This is a genomic window from Clostridium pasteurianum DSM 525 = ATCC 6013, assembly GCF_000807255.1.
Classification (GTDB): domain Bacteria; phylum Bacillota; class Clostridia; order Clostridiales; family Clostridiaceae; genus Clostridium_I; species Clostridium_I pasteurianum.
In genome coordinates, this window is the sequence record NZ_CP009268.1 from 3,416,522 (window position 1) to 3,434,768 (window position 18,247).

Consider the following 18,247-nt stretch of genomic DNA (forward strand, 5'->3'; position numbering starts at 1 on the left):
CAATTATTGCAAAATAAAAATGCATAAAATTGTGTACTTTTTCTTTGAACTAAGCTGTATATTTTATCATTATTTTTTCAACTTTAGTGTTTGTATACCTATTACCTTACATCAATATTATTTGCAATAATAATTGCAAAGACATTTATCCTTTCATAAGAATCATTAATTAAAGGAACTTGAAAGCAGTATTGTTTATGCCTTTTAAAATATTCTACTTCTTTTATATACTTATATATTTTATCAGCTATATTTTTTTCACCTTCGGTACCATTAACACTAGGTATATTAACTAAATCTAAACTCAATTTTTCTATTTCTTCAGCTAAATTATTCACTTAACATCACCTCATATTAAATAAAATAATTATATTCTCTTAAGTGGAAAAGTCATACAATGAGGTCCTCCACCACTTTTAAGTATTTCTTCTAGTTCTAGTTCTATCACCTTAATTCCACAATCCTTTAGTTTTTTATTTACTTTAGTATTTGATTTGAGGGATATTACTCTTCTATTTCCCAATGCCTGTAGATTGCAATGATGCTCAAAAACACCTTCTTGAGGTATATCAATCAATTCAAACTCTTTTTCTTCTAATATACGAAGGAAATGATCTGGTAGAGCTGACTTACATGCTACTGCTATTTTCTCATCTACAATATTAAAGCACATATCTAAATGAAGATTTTCTTCTGCACATTTTATAGGGATTATATTATATCCAAATTTACCGATTTGATCTCTTATTTCTCCTATAGCAGTTTCATCTGTTCTGGCAATAACACCTATTGCTAAAGTATTATCATCTAAAAACCAAAAGTCTCCACCTTCAAAATAACCTTTACTCACCTTTGCAACACAAGGTACTCCCAATTCTTTCATTTTCTTTTTATATGCTTCTGTTTCACCATATCTAATTGGTTTTTTAAAATTTCCTAAAATATATCCTTCTCTTATGCAGGCACCAAAATCCCTTGCAAACACTTCATTTGTAAGATTCTCTTCCGGCTCCATTAAAACTACTTCAACACCATTTTCTTCATAGGCCTTTATTAAATCTTTATGTTCTTTAATACACTTTTCTATATTTAGACCATTATTTTCTTTAATCCACTTCTCAGCTATAACATTAATAGGCTGAAGTTTCATATAATCAGGTGAACAAAGTAGTACTTTCTTTAATATACCAGTTGAGTTTTTTACAAAAAATTTATTCATATAATATCTCCCAATTTCATATAATATATTTCTTAAAGTTTAAAAAATTTAAGTGTATTTAATAGTTTCATGACTAAAAAATAAATTCATAATAATATATGAACTTCTGAAATAAATTATATAACAAATAAAAAGTAAAGTAATTTTTTATACTTTATTTACTCTCAATAACTGCCAAAGCAACAGCCCCCATTACTCCTGCATCATCTGTTCCAAGTGCTGCAGTAATAATCTTACAGGATTCTGCCATGGCTTTAAAACATATTGTATTTACTACTTCTTTTATCTTGTTAAATACAATGTCTCCGCCCTTTGAAACTCCTCCTCCTATGATAACCATCTCAGGATCAAATATCGCTATCATATTGGCAACACATATTCCCAAATAGTTAAGGCTTGTATCTAAAATTCTAGAAGCCACTGCATCTCCTTGTTTAGCTGCTTGAAACACTTCAGCAGTTTTCATTTGCAATAGCTTGAATACTGCTGGCCGTTGTATTTCCATGAGCTATAATTAACCCTTGAAGTTCTATATTTTCCTCAATATACTCTTGAAAAAATATAGTATTCATAATATCCAAACATCTAGATAACCCAGTTACAATTGTTCCCAATTCTTCTCTAAGCTTTATAACTATGAATAAGCTCTCGGAGATACACCTTTTAAAAAATTTATTACTCTTTTAAAATCCAGTTTAATTATCATATCATCCTGTAGTATCAGCACTAAACATAACATTAATTCCATAGATTCTCCAGTACAGTGAATACCATAACGTTTTATAATTTTCACAAATTTTTGCATATAGCTTTCTCTCACAAATATATTTTCATCTAAAAATAAGAGGAAATTAAATCATTATCTATGATTCTCATCCCCTTAGAGTGATTTTTCCCGTTAATCTGTTCATTGAATGTTTGTAGTAATAAATTTCTATCCATTGTATCACCTTAGTAATTTATTTGCTGATTCTATCGGCTATGCAAGAAGCTGCATAGGAATAGGGCTTAATCTGATATTTATATCTCGTTCCTGTAATCCACCCAGTAATCTCGCTGATCAATTCAAATGTTTTACCATTTTTATTAGTTCCAATATCCACATGAATTTCTATATCTTCCTTTATATTAGCTTTCTCAAAGCTTTTAGAAAGTTTTGAAGCAAGCTCTATAAGTGCAGTTTCATAATATATCTTTTGTCTAACATTAGTTATCTTAGGAACATACTTTATTTCATAAAAGAAAATACCACCTCTGCCAATTCTATGAACTGCTACAACTACCACTACTTTAGTCAAACTTCTATTCTGAGAATCTATTCCAACAGTGATTTTGTATTTATAATTCTTGTCGCTTAATATGAAACCTTTTATGCAATTTACCATTTCATTAACAGAAACATTACCAAAGGTCTTGCCATACATTACTGTAAACCTCCTAAAAATATTTTTTAGAAATTTCTCCATATTAATTTTTGCAACAAATTATTAAATAATCTTTTAATAAATATACTATGAATTATTGGTATATTTGTTTCATTCACTTATAACTAGATACTCTAAGCATATTCAAATAAATAACTATCGGTATCTTTTACTTACTATTTGTTTTCATACGCCTTATTTTTATTTTTTATCTATAATATTTATTATACTTTTTTAAATATTTACTGCCTATAGTCTAAATTATACCATTAATTTGCTCAATACTAGTAAAACTTAACTTAAAAAGGAGCTATCTCAAAATAAATATTTGTTAAATTTGAGAACGGCCTCATTTAATCATTGAAGCAAGTTCTTAATTCAGGTGGGGATTCTTTTACCCCATCTGAATTTTAGAACTGCAAATACATGGCTTACTTGGCGTTGAACTCCCACTTGAAGAAAAGCAGAGAACCAAAATCTTTTTTTGATTTTGTGTGAATCGCTTTCGCTGTGTGCGTGGGAGACTTACACCAAGTTAGTCAGGTTAAAAATCAGCTTTTTACATATCCTTAATAATAGAATATGTAAAAAGCTGTGTAACAATGCATATATACATTGTTACACAGCCCCTATAATACTATTTTACAGTCTTTCTATACTCCATGGGTGCACAACCCTTTAAATCTTTAAATACCCGATTAAAGCTTTTAACACTATTAAAACCTGATTTATATGCCACCTCTATAATAGAGTCCTCTTTATCCATTAGATACCATTCAGCCTTGGTTATTCTAAAATTATTGAGATAATCTAAAAAAGTCATACCAGCATTCTCCTTGAAGAATCTTGTAAAATAATATTTACTGAAACCCGCTACTTTTGCAATTTGATTCAGATCAATATGTTTTTCATAATTTTTCTCCACATACTGAAATACCCTGTCAAGTTTTTGTAATTTTTCTCTTTGTCTGCTCTTCTCTTCTAAAGAATACTCAATTTTAGGCATGTATCTAAGTAATATACCTGCCAAATCATATAAACGTGCCTTTAAGATAAGCTTATATCCCTCTTTAGCTTCACTGTTTTCATGAATAAGTTCCTTTATTTGCTTTTCCATTAGCCCATGAATTTCACTTTCCTTTGTAAAGTACTGAGATTTAATAAACATTAATTTTATAGCCCTAGTATCCTTTGTTCTAGAAAGGAAATTGTCATATATGGACATCCTAAATTGTATAACTGCTCTTTTACTGAATTCCATTTGTTTAAAAAAATAATGTACTTCTCCTGAACCTATAATAAGTATATCTCCAACTTTAAGTTTATATATATGGCTGCCTACCCCAACTTTAATGCTACCTTCTACAATATATATAATTTCAATATCTTCATGCCAATGATGGGGCGTACTCATATATCCATCATTAAAAAACAGTCTAAAAGGAAAATCCGGTTCCAATACAGTTTTTTCAAGGCTCCCCTGCATAGTCTCCTCCAAAAATTTTTATTATAATTCCATTTTAGTACTCTTTTTAACTGATTCATAGATATTGCATATAATTTCTTGAGTTTTTATTGCTTACTTACCTGTAATATCAAGCTGTATTCCTAAATTTAAGGCATCATACCAATTTTTTGAGATATTCTATCCCCAAAGATAAACCTTTCTTCACCTTTTCTTCGCTGCCTTCATAAAGTGGATCTTCATGTTCAATACTTATGACATCATCGTAACCTATTTCTCTTAATTCATTTACAAAGTTCTTCCAATCAATCTGTCCAAGACCCGGCATTCTATATCTCCAGTAGCCAGAATCTTCAAAGCTAAAATTTAGCTGTTTATTATATACACCATAGGCTTTTAATCTGTCTTCAAACACTTCAGCATCCTTTGCATGAGTATGGAATATTCTATCCTTAAATTCTTTAATGGGACTGATATAATCCATAAGCATTGAATGTAGATGAGATGGATCATAATTTAACCCAAAGTTCTTATTTGGAACTCTTTTAAATATTTCTCGCCATAGTTCAGGTGAATAAGATATGGTTCCTGGTATTCCTTTAATTTGCCAGCCAGGCATTGCGCAGTTTTCAATTATTACTTTTATTCCCCTATCCTCAGCATACTTAACTAAATCACTAAACACTACCTGAAATTCATCAAGGTTTTCCTCTATAGTTTTATCTATATCTCTTCCAATAAAAGTTCCCACTGCTGGAACTCCAAGCAGCACTGCAGCATCAACACATTTTTTAAAATGATTATTTATCTTATTTCTTTTATTTATGTCATGATCTAAATTGTTATCATAGTAAGCTAGTGAAGAAATTGTCAGCCCATATTCTCTAAAATATTCCTTGATTTCCTCAGCTTCTTTTTGAGTAAAATTGTCTACGTCTATGTCACAGCTTGAATAGTCTCTGCTATTAGATGCTGGCCAGCAGGCAATTTCAAGTGACTTAAATCCTTGTTCACTTGCCCATTTTGCTTTCTCCTTAAGTGGTATACTTCCAAGACTTACTGTTAACAAACCAATATACATATTAAAACACTCCCCCCATTAATTTTTTAAATTTTTATAACCTATTTCTGCTGATTTTCTTATTGCGCTCTTGAAATCCGCAGCTCTTTTATCATTTATACTGTATAATTGCAGTCCTATTGATAAGCACATAAAAATACATTTTCTCTATATTCTAATTATTCAGGTAAACTGGTTCTCCACTTTTAGCTGATTCGTATAATCTGCTGAACTTCTCTCCATTTATTCTAAGACCCTCTACCATATCTGCTCCACCTTCTATTCCGCAAAGAGATGTTTGAGCTTCTCCAACATCCAGGCTATTTATTGCCCAACTGGATTCCAGAACTATAGTTGCTCCATTTTCCATAGAAGTTGGGAGTATTACGGATGGTAGTCATCGGATAAAAATCAAAAGCTTTAAAACTTTAATTTATTCTTAACGTTTACATATATAATTGTATAATAGAAATTATTTAATTACTTCTCATGAATTGCTCACTTATTCTCAAATATTGTTGTTTTTAGATATCTAAAACAACTTTAAGCAGCATTGCAAAAACTTCAATGCTGCTTAAAGTTGTTAGTACTGGACTTACAGTACGGTATTTCTTATTTAGGACAAGTTTTTATGGCTTACTTTCAATAAATTAATTCCTTGAGCCATCTGCTTAATATGTCTAATAGAATCGCTTAAATGTAAATCGATGTTATTCAAGGTTCTACCATCGTCTTCCTTTTTAATTTCGGAATAATTGCGGGATTTGATTGAGTGCAGTATGCTTTTTAAAACGCCAATCTCTGATAGAAAATGATCTCTTTCACTATCTGGAATATCATAAAAATGGAATATCATAAATACATGGATTATTTCTATGCGAAATGCCCTGCAGCTAGGAAGAATGATATTGTCAATGGGTTCCTTGTCAATAACCTGTTGATCCTGTGCAAGGCCTTGAATACTATCAGTGGTAAGCTGTACCTCCAGCAGAAGTTCATTAACATACTGACTGTTCTCAGCTTTTAAAAGTACTTTTTCCAATTCATCAGCTATATTCTGATAACTTTCCATTAGTTCTCTTTTCCTATAGCTTAGCGCATGGTGCTTTTCAGTCCGCAGCAGAACTTTACCGATAATCCATACCATTAATGCGGAAGCAATTACGATGACCAGACGTATACCCAGAGCTCTCCACATACTCATTTGAAAGGGCATCATACTAACAATTGCTATCTGAGTTGCAAACACCATACTTATAAACTGGCTGCTACTAGACAAAAGCATCCATATACTGACAAATAAAACCAAAACAAGGCGGATACGGTTTGGAATAAATTCTGTGATGGATAGGAATACAAGTAGTCCCACAGCTGTTCCTCCCACACGATTCAATGCACTTTTGGTTTCCTCATGGTGAAACTCGCAAGTAATCATATAAACAAGTAGTGGTAACCAAAAACTTCTGGAAAAGGGAAGCTTATAAGAAATTGTAAAGCTTATGCCATTTAGAATAGCCGCCTTTAATGCGAATCTTCCCCTGCAAGATTGCAAGCTAAAATGTTTTTTCAATTGGTTCAATTTAAAGTCTATTCCTTTTGCAGAATCTATTTTTTTACTGTGGAGTTTCTTGCAGTAAGACAATTCATCTGCAAGACGCTCTATTATGATTTTAAACTCTTCTTCAAGCTTCATATGCTGTAAGTGGTGTGTTTCCAAAAAATCCATCAGTTTTTCTGAAAGAATCTTAAAATTATCTTTTTCATTATTATTTTCTGCTGCATTTGAAAATATTACGCCCAATTCTCTAAAGTACACTGCATCTTCGCTTTTGTAATAAAATCTAGACTGATTTGCAATCTGCTCAATCTGTTCCAGGCAAAGCATCACATGAAACAAATAAGTCTGACCTTCATTTAAGACACCATACTGCTTAGCTACATCATTATAAATCTCCTTTGAAAAATCAACCGACAATTTAGACAGTTCCTTGTGATTTCTCCCTGTGGCATTGTCCTCCTTAAATTCCCAAAGCTGCTTAGAAAGTTCTCTAAAGCCCTGTATAACAAATCGATCGCTAGTTGGAATTTTCACCTTCTGTTTTATTATAAATATAAAAAGACTTACCATTGCAAAACTAAAGGCAAATGTCATAAGTCGCTCTGGTATCATGGAGAACTTGTATGGTATCATCTGCGCCAAGATAAACATACCTCCAACGATAAAGTAATTTTTAGGCAAAATTTCATCTTCAAATACATATATAAATACAAACATAGCAACAAAATTCAGTAATATGCAGGATACATAGTTCATACTGGCAAATGTGCCAAGCATGCCTGAAATAAACATAACCAGATAACTTCTCAAATATGATTTTATGGACAAACGAGATTTTATCATAGTACCTGCATAAAGTACCAATCCAACAGCAATAATGGCATTTGCAGCTCCGCCAATCATATTACCTACTACAAACATAATCATTCCCAATATCACAAAGGGTAAAGTTGTAATCCCTCGTTTGCACCATGTGTAACACACTTTTTTCATTCCGTTCAATTTCTGTTCCAAGTTAGATCCCTGCTCCTTTCATTTCACAATTAAGGTTTTATATTTTACAATAAGTTGCTAATCTTTTTCCCATTTGGAAAGCTTTTTCACAATCTATAGGAAATTGTTCCGCTTTTATTTGTGCTTTGTGTTGCTCATCATATCTAGAAGCGTCATATTTGTTATAATCGTCAAACTGATAGGTATCTGTAACAATTAAAGATTCATTTGTGCCATTGAGCAACTGCATATATCTTTTATGCATATCAAATATATATTGATAGCCAGATGCATCTACAGCTATTTGAGGCACATTCATTGTATAAATAAAGCCCGCATTTATTTTTCCCTGGAAATTGCTATAATCTTCCTTGCTATACGAAATATTCATGAATATAAGACGCTCTAAAAATGAGCTCATTTCCCCTGTCACATTGCCTAGATAGATTGGTGAGCCTAGCAGCAGTACGTCGCTGGTGATTACTTTCTCCAGTACCTCTGTGAGATCATCACGCACAGCACAGTGACCAACGAACTTACTGTCTTTTCGTTTACAGGCAAAACAGCTGATACATCCCTTATAATTTAAATTGTAAAGATTTATCATCTCGGTTTCTGCTCCCACAGATTTTGCTCCATCTAACGTCCGCTTTAATAAGGTGGCTGTATTCCACTCCTTTCGCGGACTTCCATTAACAGCTATCGCTTTCATTAAAATACCTCCTATTTATTTACTTTCTTCTTTTAATCTGTTAAACTTAGTATAACATGCAGATACAAAATATAAAGTACGCACATTTTTGTGCCCTAAGGAAATGATAGCAATGAGTACTAAAAACTTATATGATGGTTCCTGTAGAATTATTAATTCACTAAACATTATCAGCGGCAAATGGAAACTACCTATTTTATGTAAACTATCTCCTGGCAATATTCGCTATAATGAGCTAAAACGTCAAGTACGGGGCATCACCAACATCATGCTTACACGCTCTTTACAGGAGTTAGCATCCCATGGACTGGTTGTGCGAATACAGCATTCTAATATTCCGCCTCACGTAGAATATGGATTAACAGAACATGGCAAAAAATTAATTCCTGCTCTGGATGCTTTGAAAAAATGGGGCGAAGAACAAGCAGACTTTGAACAACATGAAATAAAAGGTTATAAATAGGATGATCCTCCCATTTATAACCTCTTATTGTTTTATACTTTAGCTATTAAATTTAATATTATTTTAAAAAAATCTATACTATTTAATATAAATTTCTGTTTCACTCTCCACTACAAACTCAACTGTTTCTTCAACTATTTTGAATTCAATTACCTTCCCATCTGCCAAAACCTCTGTAGGTTTAATATTATTTATTTTAAATTTAAAGCTATGATAATTATCTCTATAGGCCCTATAAGCCTTATTTATTCTAATTGTCATTCCATTTAAGTCATCATTGCGTTTTATTAAAAACTCATATAGATTGTAAACTCCCTTTCTATATTCAAAGCTTTCTCCATCATCCTGATAATGTACATACTTAATTTCCCTATCATTAGCTGCTGGATATATATCTAGAGTAAGTTCTTCTATTTTCTTTTCTCCTATATAATTCTGTATAGGATAACTAGGTATAATTGTTCCCTGTTTTATATATATAGGGCATAAATCTAAAGGTGCTTCCTTAACAATATATTCCCCACCTTGAAAAACTTCCTTTGTCCAGTAATCCACCCAATTATTTCCCTTTGGTAAATATACCATTCTGGCTGTCTTTCCCTGCTCTACAACTGGGGCTACAAGAATATTTTCACCACACAGGAATTCATCATTTATTTCATAAGTATTTTCATCTTCCTGGTAGTGAAGCATTAAGGCCCTAATTACAGGAAGTCCGCTGCTTTTTTGCTTCCAGAGGGTATCATAAAGATAAGGAATCAATTTATATCTAAGTTTAATATATTTTCTGTTAATATCTTCTGTTTGCTTATCAAAAGCCCAGGGTTCCTGATCTCTTGTCATAATCGAGGAATGATTTCTAAATAATGGGGTAAAGCATCCAACCTGTACCCATCTTGATAAAAGTTCTGCAGTGCAATCAAAACCAAATCCACCTACATCTGTACCACAAAAAGTTATCCCGCTTAATCCTAAATTCATAAGCATTGGAAGAGACATTCGCAAATGCTCCCAAAGGCTTTGATTATCACCAGTCCATACTGTAGAATATTTTTGCGTCCCTGCATAGCAGGCTCTGGTTATTACAAAAGGTCTTTTATTAGTGTATTTCTTGATTCCCTCATAGGTTGCCTTTGACATATAATGTCCAAAAACATTGTGCATCTCTCTATGATCTGTAATAATTCCATCATTATTAAAAACCACATCATCAGGAAGGGGCCCATTAAAACTTGCGGGCTCATTCATATCATTCCATATACCAGAAACTCCATAATCCATAATTATCTTTTGATTTTCTGCCCACCAATTTCTCACTTTTTCATTTGGAAAATCAGGATAAAGAGCATCTCCCGGCCATACTTTATTTACATAGGGGATATTATCTTTATCTGTAGCAAAATATCCATTTTTAATACCTTCATCATAGATTTCATAACCATTGTCTTTTTTAACACCAGGATCAATAATTGTTACAACTTTAAATCCATTCTGCTTTAACTCAGATAAGGTTTCCTTAGGATTTGGAAATTTATCATTGTCCCAGGTAAATACTCTATATCCATCCATATAATCAATATCTAAATATAGTGCATCACAAGGTATATCTCTCGTTCTAAACTCTTTTGCAATTTCCATTAGCCTTTGTTCTGGCACATAAGACCATCTACACTGCTGATATCCAAGTGTCCAAAGCTGAGGCAGTGGTGTTCTTCCTGTCAAATCAGTATATTTATTTAATACTTCTTTCATAGAGGGACCATATATAAAATAATAATCTAAATTTCCATCTACAGCTCCAAAATAATAATAGTCGCTATTTTCTTTTCCAATATCAAAATGAGACTCAAAAGTATTGTCAAAGAAAATACCAAAAGCCTGTTTTTCTTTTAAACCAATAAAAAATGGAATGGATTTATATAATGCTTCAAAGCTTTCCACATGTGGGTTAGGATTATCTGTATTCCACATCTTGTAATGGTATCCCTTCTTATTTAAATGTCCTGTCTTTTCACCAAAGCCATAAAAATACATATCATTTTCCATCTTTTTAAGCACTTGCACCTTTAATTCATTGTCACCATCTTTAAGTTCATGACCCTCTTCTGCTGCTACATCCCAGCCACCTTCAGCACCTCTTCTTACAAAAGATTTTCTGTCTCCTCTATAATCTTCACAAAGTATATTCCAGTTATAATCGTAAATATCCACCTTGAAATCATCAAATATGTTTACGTTTAACTTATCTGTGGCAATAGTTATTTTATCTTTTTTACTATCTACTGAAAAATTGCATTGCTTAACATTTAGATCTTCTATTGCTTTAGATAATCTCTCTTCCCTCTTTAGCGGAGAAAAGAAATTTATTATAGAAGTCGAAATTATCTCCACAATGACATTTTGGTTTTCAAACTCAATATGAATCTTATTGTCTACTTGCTCAAATCCTCTTATTTTACCAAACATTTTCCCACCCCTATTTAACAGCTATATTCTATTAATCAATGAAACTTACATATATAATTTTATACTATTAATATTTTAATTACTACCTAGGAATTGCTCACTTATTCTCAAATATTGCTGTTTTTAATTTTTTCTACAATTTAATTTTTTTCACTATATGAGATTAAAGTTGTCACATAATTAAAAGGGTATAAATTGAGCAATTGTTCAATTTATACCCTTCTAATTTTTATATAAGCAATGAATTATTTCTAAAATCCATTTAATAAGTTTCATATTTTAATGAAAACTATCTTGAAAGTATCTCTGATATCTCATATAGTCTTTCATCAAATTTTCTTGGCATTGCTAGGGCTTCATCTATATCATCAGTTATTTTATTATCTCTTATACTCATAACTTTCGATGTCTTCTTTCCTTCAATCAGAACTTCTACAGCTCTAACACCCATTCTTGAGACAAGCATTCTATCAAAGGCGGATGGACTTCCACCTCTTTGAATATGTCCTAAAATAGTGGTCCTTGTTTCAATACCCGTAATATCTTGAACTTTTTTTGCCAATTCAATTGATCCGCCAATTCCTTCTGCTACTATAATCAGACTATGCATTTTTCCTTTCAATTTTCCTTCAAGGATAGTTTTACACAGCTAAAGGATAATAATCATTATAAAATATTTTTAAACAACTCATACATTAATGATAATTCATATTTATTTATTTTAATATGATATCTTTTTTCTATATCACTAAAAATATCTCTTGAAACATCATAAAATTCTTTTTCTTTATCTGTATACTCCGCTTTTTCCTCTGGCTCATAATTATTTGATGTCATTAATCGTTCAATCATAAAAGCAATATGCATATACAGATTTAATTTAATATAACCGACTAATTTCATGTCATAATATTGTTCATATCTATAAATAACATTTTCCACTTCATTTACTACAATATTGGGATTTAAAAATGTCAGCCGGCTAGCTATTCCCTCCAATGAAAAAAATTTTAAAAATTCTCTTTTTAAATCTTCAAATTTCTCTTCATTTATTTCATCCTTTAGGGCTTCCCATAAACACTTTTCACCAGTTCCATCTAGAATATCGTAAACATTCACCCATTTCATCGTCGCAATATTAGGTAAATTTGAAGTTGTAATTATTAATTTTGTATGCTTAAAATTATCTTTGTTATTCTCCTCAATTAATTTTTTTAAATTTTTATAGTCCATTATTACAATATCCATGGTCTCATGATTAACAAATCTAGATATAATCTCTTTTATCTTATCAGATATTCCAAGTCCGGACATACAGGAAATAATTATATTTTTACCTCTTGCAATTCCCTCAAAGTACTGAATACTGATGTTATAAGCACTCTTTGCCTGCTCTGCAATATATTTAAAAGAATTGTTTTGAATCATTTTTATTCCAATATCCAAAGCAATAGCAGTAGTTACATTATTCATAATAAGTAAATCTCCAGATAGATGATTCTTTATAGAAGAATACATTTGATTTAAAGAGCCCATATCTACTAATAGGATAACACCTTTTCTAGTATCTATTTTTTCAAGATAATCGTTAACCTTTTTTATAGTATCAGCTAAAGATATATCCATAGGCATATCAATAGATTCAAATACAAAAGTACCGCAGTTTTCATTTGCAACAGCTTGAATACTGCTGGCCGTTGTATTTCCATGAGCTACAATTAACCCTTGAAGTTCTATATTTTCCTCAATATACTCTTGAAAAAATATAGTATTCATAATGTCCAAACATCTAGATAATCCAGTTACAATTGTTCCCAATTCTTCTCTAAGCTTTATAGCTATGTAATAAGCTCTCGGAGATACACCTTTTAAAAAATTTATTACTCTTTTAAAATCCAGTTTAATTATCATATCATCCTGTAGTATCAGCACTAAACATAACATTAATTCCATAGATTCTCTAGTACAGTGAATACCATAACGTTTTATAATTTTCACAAATTTTTGCATATAGCTTTCTCTCACAAATATATTTTCATCTAAAAATAATAAGTTCAAATATTCTTTAATAGAATTCATTAATTTTTTAAATTCAATGAAAATTTCCAGTTTAGCTGCTTCGGCATTTTCATAGGAAAACTCAGAAATTTGATTGAAAAATTCAATAAATTTTTGTTTTGCCTCTAAACTTTCATCTTTAATTTGAACAAATTCTCTATCATAAAATATTTTAAGAGGTGCTATATCTCTATTAGATACACTAAAAAATATATTTGAAATATCCGGTATATCTTCTAAGGTAATCCTTAATACAACTTCATCCATCTGTCTTGTAAAAGCATTAGCACAGCTAGTTTGAACAATATTCTGCAGAGTTCCTATATTGCCTTTAGGTCTTGAAAAACATAATGCTTCTACCACATGTGAATCGACTATGATATCTTTTTTTATTTTTTTTGATTCTTTATAATAAAAGAGGTAAACTATTTGCAGTCTTTCTGTAAAAGGACGATTTATTATACTATCTATATTAATATGAACAGCAATCCTTCGTCTGAAAGTTTCAAGCAATACCTCTTCAGTACGTTCTGTAGTAGCAAAAATAAATCTAACATTTGACTTTTTCCACTGGTTATCTCCCAGTTGCCTGTATTTACCAGTATCCATAAATAGAAATAACTTTTCTTGATTGGCATAAGATAGTCTATGAATTTCATCCAAAAATAGATATCCACCATCAGCTTCACTTAACAGTCCTTCCTTATCACTATTTGCACCAGTAAAACTTCCTTTTTTATATCCAAGTAATGTAGCAGACAATAGTTCAGGATTATTTGCATAATCTGCACAATTTAGCACTACAAAAGGTGCTTTAGAATAAATCACCTTTTGTTCCAGAGCATATTGATAAATTAACTTGGCAAGAAAGCTTTTTCCAACACCACTTTCACCTGTAATAAGTATTGGCAGACCATTAGGTGGGTAATTAACTGACGCCCTGCACTGTTCCACAATTTTCTTCTGACTTCCATAACATCCAATAAGATCACTAAAAGCATCTTTTTCATACTGACAATTATTTTTTTCACTGTTATCTTGAATATTTATATTCCCTTTTGTATTCTCTACTATAAATTCCTTATGTTCTATTATTTCTTCATCTTCAGTTTTTTCAATCTCTGGAATACTCCAATATACGGGCCTTGAGTTTGTCTTTTGTACTAATTTTTCCTCAAGAAGACGGTTAAGATAATGACTTACTACCTGGCGGCTCAAATTTAATTCTCTTGATAATTCTACTGCACTAATTTTTGTCTTTTCCCGGCATATTTTTTTCATCATATCATAAACCCTATCTTTTGCCTGCATATTGCTTATTCTCCTTTATTAATAAATCTAATTTTTTGTAACAAATATTTACTTTATCCATTGAATCAAAAATACTCTCTCTGATAGATATTATATAGAATTTATTTTATCAATTTAATAAATTTTATTTCACCATAAATAATTTTTACCTTGGTCTTATTATATATTATATATTTTTTATTATTTAATCTTTTTAATTATAAATGCTTCATAAGGCCTTAACGGCATATTATCACGCACTTCACCATAGTTATTTATAACACTTTCCCATTTTTCGTAAAAATAAGGTTTAAGAGAATCTATTTCTATCTCTTCTTCTGAAAAATTACCTACAACAAGCCACTTTTCGCCCTTAAATTCTCTTTCATATACATATAGACTAGGATCTTCAGTAAGATATAGTTTAAAACTACCTTCTGTAAGAATTTCTTCTTCATGACGCAGTTTAATTAGCTTTTGATAATAATAAAAAATAGAATTCTCATCTTCTAGTTCTTCTGCTACATTGATTTCAGTATAACGTGGATTCACTTTAATCCATGGATTCCCAGTGGTAAATCCTGCATTTTCAGAGCTATCCCACTGCATTGGTGTTCTTCCATTATCTCTGCTTTTATTCCATACAGCTGCCATGAAGTCCTCTTCAGAAATGGATTTATCTTTCTCTACCAACTCTTTATAGGCATTATGGATTTCAACATCGTCATATTCTTTAAGTTTGTAGTGAGCATTTACCATTCCAATTTCTTCACCCTGATAAATGTAAGGGGTTCCCTGCATACCATGCAGTATAGTAGCAAAAGCTTTTGCACACTCTTTACGATAATTTGTATCATTTCCCCATCGTGAAATAATTCTTGGCTGATCATGATTTTCAAAGTAAAGAGCATTCCATCCGTAATTTAATAATTTAGTCTGCCAATTGGAAAGTATACGTTTTAACTCTATTAGATCAAAATCTTTTAATGCCCATTTTTTATTTGGAGAATTTGGAATTCTGTCAATATTCATATGTTCAAAAGTAATAATCATATTTAATTCTTTTCTCTCTGGATCTACAAATAATCTAGCATTTTCTGAATCAGATCCTGGTGCCTCTCCAACAGTCATACAGTCATATTTTGACAATACTTCTCTATTCATTTCCTTCAAATATTCGTGAAGTCTTGGTCCGTTGGCATGCATAAATCCTTTAATATATTTTTCTCCTGGTCTTTCAGGATAATCTGGAAAATCTGTGTATTTTGATATAGATGCGATTACATCCATACGCCATCCATCTACCCCTTTATCCATCCAAAATTTCATTAAATCATAAACTTCCTGACGAACCTTAGGATTTTCCCAATTTAAATCCGGCTGCTTCTTTGTATAATAATGTAGGTAGTATTGATTTCTTTCCTTTGAATATTCCCAGGCTGATCCGCAGAAACTTGAGCCCCAATTATTTGGTTCACTGCCATCTGCTTTAGGATCAAGCCAAAAATAATAGTTACTGTATGGATTATCCTTTGACTTTTTACTCTCTTCAAACCAAAAATGTTCATCAGAAGTATGATTTGCAACTAAATCCATTACTATTTTAATATCTCTATTGTGTGCTTCCTCTATTAAGTTTTCCATATCGGCATTGGTTCCAAATTTTTCATATATCTTTCTATAATCGCTGATATCATAACCATTGTCATCTTGAGGAGACTCATAAACAGGACTGATCCATATAACATCGATTCCTAACTTCTTTAAATAATCTAATTTTTCTATTATACCATTTAAATCTCCATATCCATCCCCATTTGAATCTTTAAAACTTCTTGGATATATCTGATAAACTACTGCTTTTTTCCACCAATTACTCATAACAATTCTCCTTATCTTAAAATTAAATTATGCAATTCCCAATGCAGAAAGTAAAATTCCTAGTATAATAATAGCAATTAACAAAATATTAATACTAACTTTTTTATTTTTCATCAAATAGAAACAAAGTAGTGTTAGTCCTAAAGGTATAATCCCAACAAATATTTGATCTAACATGTTTTGCAGGTTAAGTACAGAGGTACCCCCCATTTTAAATTGAACAGTAGTCTTAAAATTTACCATCTGACTAGTCATACCGCCTACCATAATTAAACCTACAATACTAGCTGCTTTAGTTAATATATTAATTAATCCACTGGCATATAATTTTTCTATATATTTTGCACCTAAGCTATATCCTAAAAATGTTCCATAGTATTTTATTACAACCGCTGGAATATTAAAAAGAAGAAGAAAAATAATAGGTGCAAGAACATTTCCTGATTGGCCTATACTAACAGCAACACCAGCAGCAATAACTCTTATAACCCCCCAGAAAATAGAATCTCCAATACCTGAAAGAGGTCCCATTAAACTAGACTTTACCGCATTAATAGATGTAGTATCAAAATCTTCACGCATGCTGTTTTCTTTTTCCATGGAAGCTGTGAGTCCCATTATAAAAGTAGACATTGGAATAGTTGCACTAAAATATGACATATGACGTGATAATGCTTCTTTTTTATCCTCTGGATTATTATAAAGTTTATTAATAAATGGCATCATTGAATAACAAAAACCTGAACCGCCTTGTTTAGCGGGGCTTACAGAAGAATATAAAGTAAATGAACGCCAAAATATTTTTCTAAGTAACACTCTTTCTTCTTTTGGAATTTCTTTAGTTAGATTACTCATCGAAAAAATCCTCCTCTTCACTATCAGTTACTTGAACGTTTTCACCAACACCAGCTTTAGCCAATTGGCTTATCTCAAAATCATTGTAGGCAATAACAATTGCAACTATTATACCTAGTGCAGCAAGAGCAACAAGTGGTAATTTTAAATATGCAACCACTACAAATCCCAAGAAAAAGAAAACTGCTATTTTATTGTTCCATAAAAGCCTTAATAACATAGCCATACCAACAGCTGGTAGTAGATTACCACAGATTGTCAACCCATTTAATATAAAATGTGGTATTGCATTTAACAAAGCTTGAACTGCATCAGAACCTACAAGTATACCAAAGAAAGCAACTAATGAGTATAAAAACCAGTTAACAGCCCAAAGTCCAAAATGTAAGGTGATTATTTTGCGTTCTTCTCCTTTTACTGCAAGCTTATCAAAAACTGGTGCAAAAAAACCTACTAAAAAAATGTATAAGAGATTTTTAACTTGAAGTCCCAAAATTCCAATTGGAATAGCTAAAGTTAAAGCAACCTGAGATCCTCCTCCTACCGTAATAGCAAAAGCTGTACCTACTGCAGTAGCAATACCAGGTTCAGCAGCCTGTGCTCCCCCAATATTAACTATTCCCATAAATACTGCCTCAAGGGCTGCACCTATCAAAACACCTGTATGCAAGTCTCCAAGCAGCAGGCCCACTAAAGGGCCTATAACAATTGGCCTATTAAGCATGGAAAGACCTATTAATTCAGCACCGCCAACGCATATAAAAACTGCTAGTGCAACCAAAGTCGCCTGTACTAACATAATT

General features: G+C 31.5%; 16 protein-coding genes and 1 pseudogene. 1 reads left to right on the top strand and 16 read right to left on the bottom strand.

Features of this window, described 5'->3' with window-relative positions; translation table 11 throughout:
- Positions 1–101: 101 nt before the first annotated feature.
- The 10 genes from CLPA_RS15400 to CLPA_RS15440 all read right to left on the bottom strand — a co-directional run bounded on the left by CLPA_RS15400 (position 102) and on the right by CLPA_RS15440 (position 8,431).
- Positions 102–338, bottom strand: a complete 237-nt coding sequence (locus tag CLPA_RS15400; RefSeq protein ID WP_003446621.1) for a hypothetical protein — start codon at positions 336–338, stop codon at positions 102–104.
- 29 nt (positions 339–367) lie between these two features.
- On the bottom strand, positions 368–1,219 hold the full coding sequence (locus CLPA_RS15405; protein WP_003446623.1) for a dimethylarginine dimethylaminohydrolase family protein: 852 nt from the start codon (positions 1,217–1,219) through the stop codon (positions 368–370).
- A gap of 154 nt (positions 1,220–1,373) precedes the next feature.
- The gene (locus CLPA_RS15410) at positions 1,374–1,724 is read right to left on the bottom strand and encodes an ROK family protein (protein WP_080751531.1); all 351 of its coding nucleotides are present in this window, start codon (positions 1,722–1,724) and stop codon (positions 1,374–1,376) included.
- Positions 1,725–1,853: 129 nt separating this feature from the next.
- The gene (locus CLPA_RS21440; RefSeq protein ID WP_174548955.1) at positions 1,854–2,024 is read right to left on the bottom strand and encodes a hypothetical protein; all 171 of its coding nucleotides are present in this window, start codon (positions 2,022–2,024) and stop codon (positions 1,854–1,856) included.
- A 154-nt stretch (positions 2,025–2,178) separates the two neighbouring features.
- Positions 2,179–2,643: a ribonuclease H-like YkuK family protein gene (locus CLPA_RS15415; protein WP_003446630.1), complete on the bottom strand. Its 465-nt coding sequence runs from the start codon at positions 2,641–2,643 to the stop codon at positions 2,179–2,181.
- Between the two features lie 637 nt (positions 2,644–3,280).
- Positions 3,281–4,129, bottom strand: a complete 849-nt coding sequence (locus CLPA_RS15420; RefSeq protein WP_003446632.1) for an AraC family transcriptional regulator — start codon at positions 4,127–4,129, stop codon at positions 3,281–3,283.
- A gap of 136 nt (positions 4,130–4,265) precedes the next feature.
- Entirely contained in the window at positions 4,266–5,189 is a 924-nt protein-coding gene (locus tag CLPA_RS15425; RefSeq protein ID WP_003446634.1) for a sugar phosphate isomerase/epimerase family protein, read from the bottom strand.
- Positions 5,190–5,343: 154 nt separating this feature from the next.
- The gene (locus tag CLPA_RS15430; protein ID WP_003446637.1) at positions 5,344–5,538 is read right to left on the bottom strand and encodes a hypothetical protein; all 195 of its coding nucleotides are present in this window, start codon (positions 5,536–5,538) and stop codon (positions 5,344–5,346) included.
- Positions 5,539–5,784: 246 nt separating this feature from the next.
- Positions 5,785–7,740, bottom strand: coding sequence for an FUSC family protein (locus CLPA_RS15435; protein ID WP_003446639.1), 1,956 nt, complete (start codon positions 7,738–7,740; stop codon positions 5,785–5,787).
- 37 nt (positions 7,741–7,777) lie between these two features.
- The gene (locus tag CLPA_RS15440; RefSeq protein WP_003446641.1) at positions 7,778–8,431 is read right to left on the bottom strand and encodes a flavodoxin family protein; all 654 of its coding nucleotides are present in this window, start codon (positions 8,429–8,431) and stop codon (positions 7,778–7,780) included.
- Positions 8,432–8,543: 112 nt separating this feature from the next.
- Here CLPA_RS15440 and CLPA_RS15445 point away from each other — a divergent pair, with 112 nt between their 5' ends.
- The gene (locus tag CLPA_RS15445; RefSeq protein WP_003446643.1) at positions 8,544–8,894 is read left to right on the top strand and encodes a winged helix-turn-helix transcriptional regulator; all 351 of its coding nucleotides are present in this window, start codon (positions 8,544–8,546) and stop codon (positions 8,892–8,894) included.
- 78 nt (positions 8,895–8,972) lie between these two features.
- On the opposite strand, the gene CLPA_RS15450 is transcribed toward CLPA_RS15445, so the two are convergent.
- The 6 genes and pseudogenes from CLPA_RS15450 to CLPA_RS15475 all read right to left on the bottom strand — a co-directional run bounded on the left by CLPA_RS15450 (position 8,973) and on the right by CLPA_RS15475 (position 18,243).
- Positions 8,973–11,360, bottom strand: coding sequence for a glycoside hydrolase family 31 protein (locus CLPA_RS15450; RefSeq protein ID WP_003446644.1), 2,388 nt, complete (start codon positions 11,358–11,360; stop codon positions 8,973–8,975).
- 289 nt (positions 11,361–11,649) lie between these two features.
- Positions 11,650–12,009 (bottom strand): annotated as a pseudogene (locus tag CLPA_RS15455) (6-phosphofructokinase); the annotation flags it as partial.
- 17 nt (positions 12,010–12,026) lie between these two features.
- Positions 12,027–14,729, bottom strand: a complete 2,703-nt coding sequence (locus CLPA_RS15460) for a sigma 54-interacting transcriptional regulator (RefSeq protein ID WP_003446648.1) — start codon at positions 14,727–14,729, stop codon at positions 12,027–12,029.
- A 180-nt stretch (positions 14,730–14,909) separates the two neighbouring features.
- Positions 14,910–16,589 carry a glycoside hydrolase family 13 protein gene (locus tag CLPA_RS15465; RefSeq protein WP_003446650.1) on the bottom strand — a complete coding sequence of 560 codons (1,680 nt, stop codon included), beginning with the start codon at positions 16,587–16,589 and terminating at the stop codon, positions 14,910–14,912.
- A gap of 27 nt (positions 16,590–16,616) precedes the next feature.
- Entirely contained in the window at positions 16,617–17,444 is an 828-nt protein-coding gene (locus CLPA_RS15470; RefSeq protein WP_003446652.1) for a PTS system mannose/fructose/sorbose family transporter subunit IID, read from the bottom strand.
- Positions 17,437–18,243: a PTS mannose/fructose/sorbose/N-acetylgalactosamine transporter subunit IIC gene (locus CLPA_RS15475; protein ID WP_003446653.1), complete on the bottom strand. Its 807-nt coding sequence runs from the start codon at positions 18,241–18,243 to the stop codon at positions 17,437–17,439. Before CLPA_RS15475 ends, CLPA_RS15470 begins: the two co-directional genes overlap by 8 nt.
- Positions 18,244–18,247 lie beyond the last annotated feature (4 nt).

Bases quoted from the DNA above. Each gene is read 5' to 3' on its own strand.
- CLPA_RS15415 (WP_003446630.1), bottom strand. From the start codon at position 2,643: ATGTATGGCAAGACCTTTGGTAATGTTTCTGTTAATGAAATGGTAAAT.
- CLPA_RS15475 (WP_003446653.1), bottom strand. From the start codon at position 18,243: ATGTTAGTACAGGCGACTTTGGTTGCACTAGCAGTTTTTATATGCGTT.
- CLPA_RS15405 (WP_003446623.1), bottom strand. From the start codon at position 1,219: ATGAATAAATTTTTTGTAAAAAACTCAACTGGTATATTAAAGAAAGTA.
- CLPA_RS15420 (WP_003446632.1), bottom strand. From the start codon at position 4,129: ATGCAGGGGAGCCTTGAAAAAACTGTATTGGAACCGGATTTTCCTTTT.
- CLPA_RS15460 (WP_003446648.1), bottom strand. From the start codon at position 14,729: ATGCAGGCAAAAGATAGGGTTTATGATATGATGAAAAAAATATGCCGG.
- CLPA_RS15470 (WP_003446652.1), bottom strand. From the start codon at position 17,444: ATGAGTAATCTAACTAAAGAAATTCCAAAAGAAGAAAGAGTGTTACTT.
- CLPA_RS15440 (WP_003446641.1), bottom strand. From the start codon at position 8,431: ATGAAAGCGATAGCTGTTAATGGAAGTCCGCGAAAGGAGTGGAATACA.
- CLPA_RS15465 (WP_003446650.1), bottom strand. From the start codon at position 16,589: ATGAGTAATTGGTGGAAAAAAGCAGTAGTTTATCAGATATATCCAAGA.
- CLPA_RS15450 (WP_003446644.1), bottom strand. From the start codon at position 11,360: ATGTTTGGTAAAATAAGAGGATTTGAGCAAGTAGACAATAAGATTCAT.
- CLPA_RS15430 (WP_003446637.1), bottom strand. From the start codon at position 5,538: ATGGAAAATGGAGCAACTATAGTTCTGGAATCCAGTTGGGCAATAAAT.
- CLPA_RS15425 (WP_003446634.1), bottom strand. From the start codon at position 5,189: ATGTATATTGGTTTGTTAACAGTAAGTCTTGGAAGTATACCACTTAAG.
- CLPA_RS15410 (WP_080751531.1), bottom strand. From the start codon at position 1,724: ATGGAAATACAACGGCCAGCAGTATTCAAGCTATTGCAAATGAAAACT.
- CLPA_RS21440 (WP_174548955.1), bottom strand. From the start codon at position 2,024: ATGCAAAAATTTGTGAAAATTATAAAACGTTATGGTATTCACTGTACT.
- CLPA_RS15445 (WP_003446643.1), top strand. From the start codon at position 8,544: ATGAGTACTAAAAACTTATATGATGGTTCCTGTAGAATTATTAATTCA.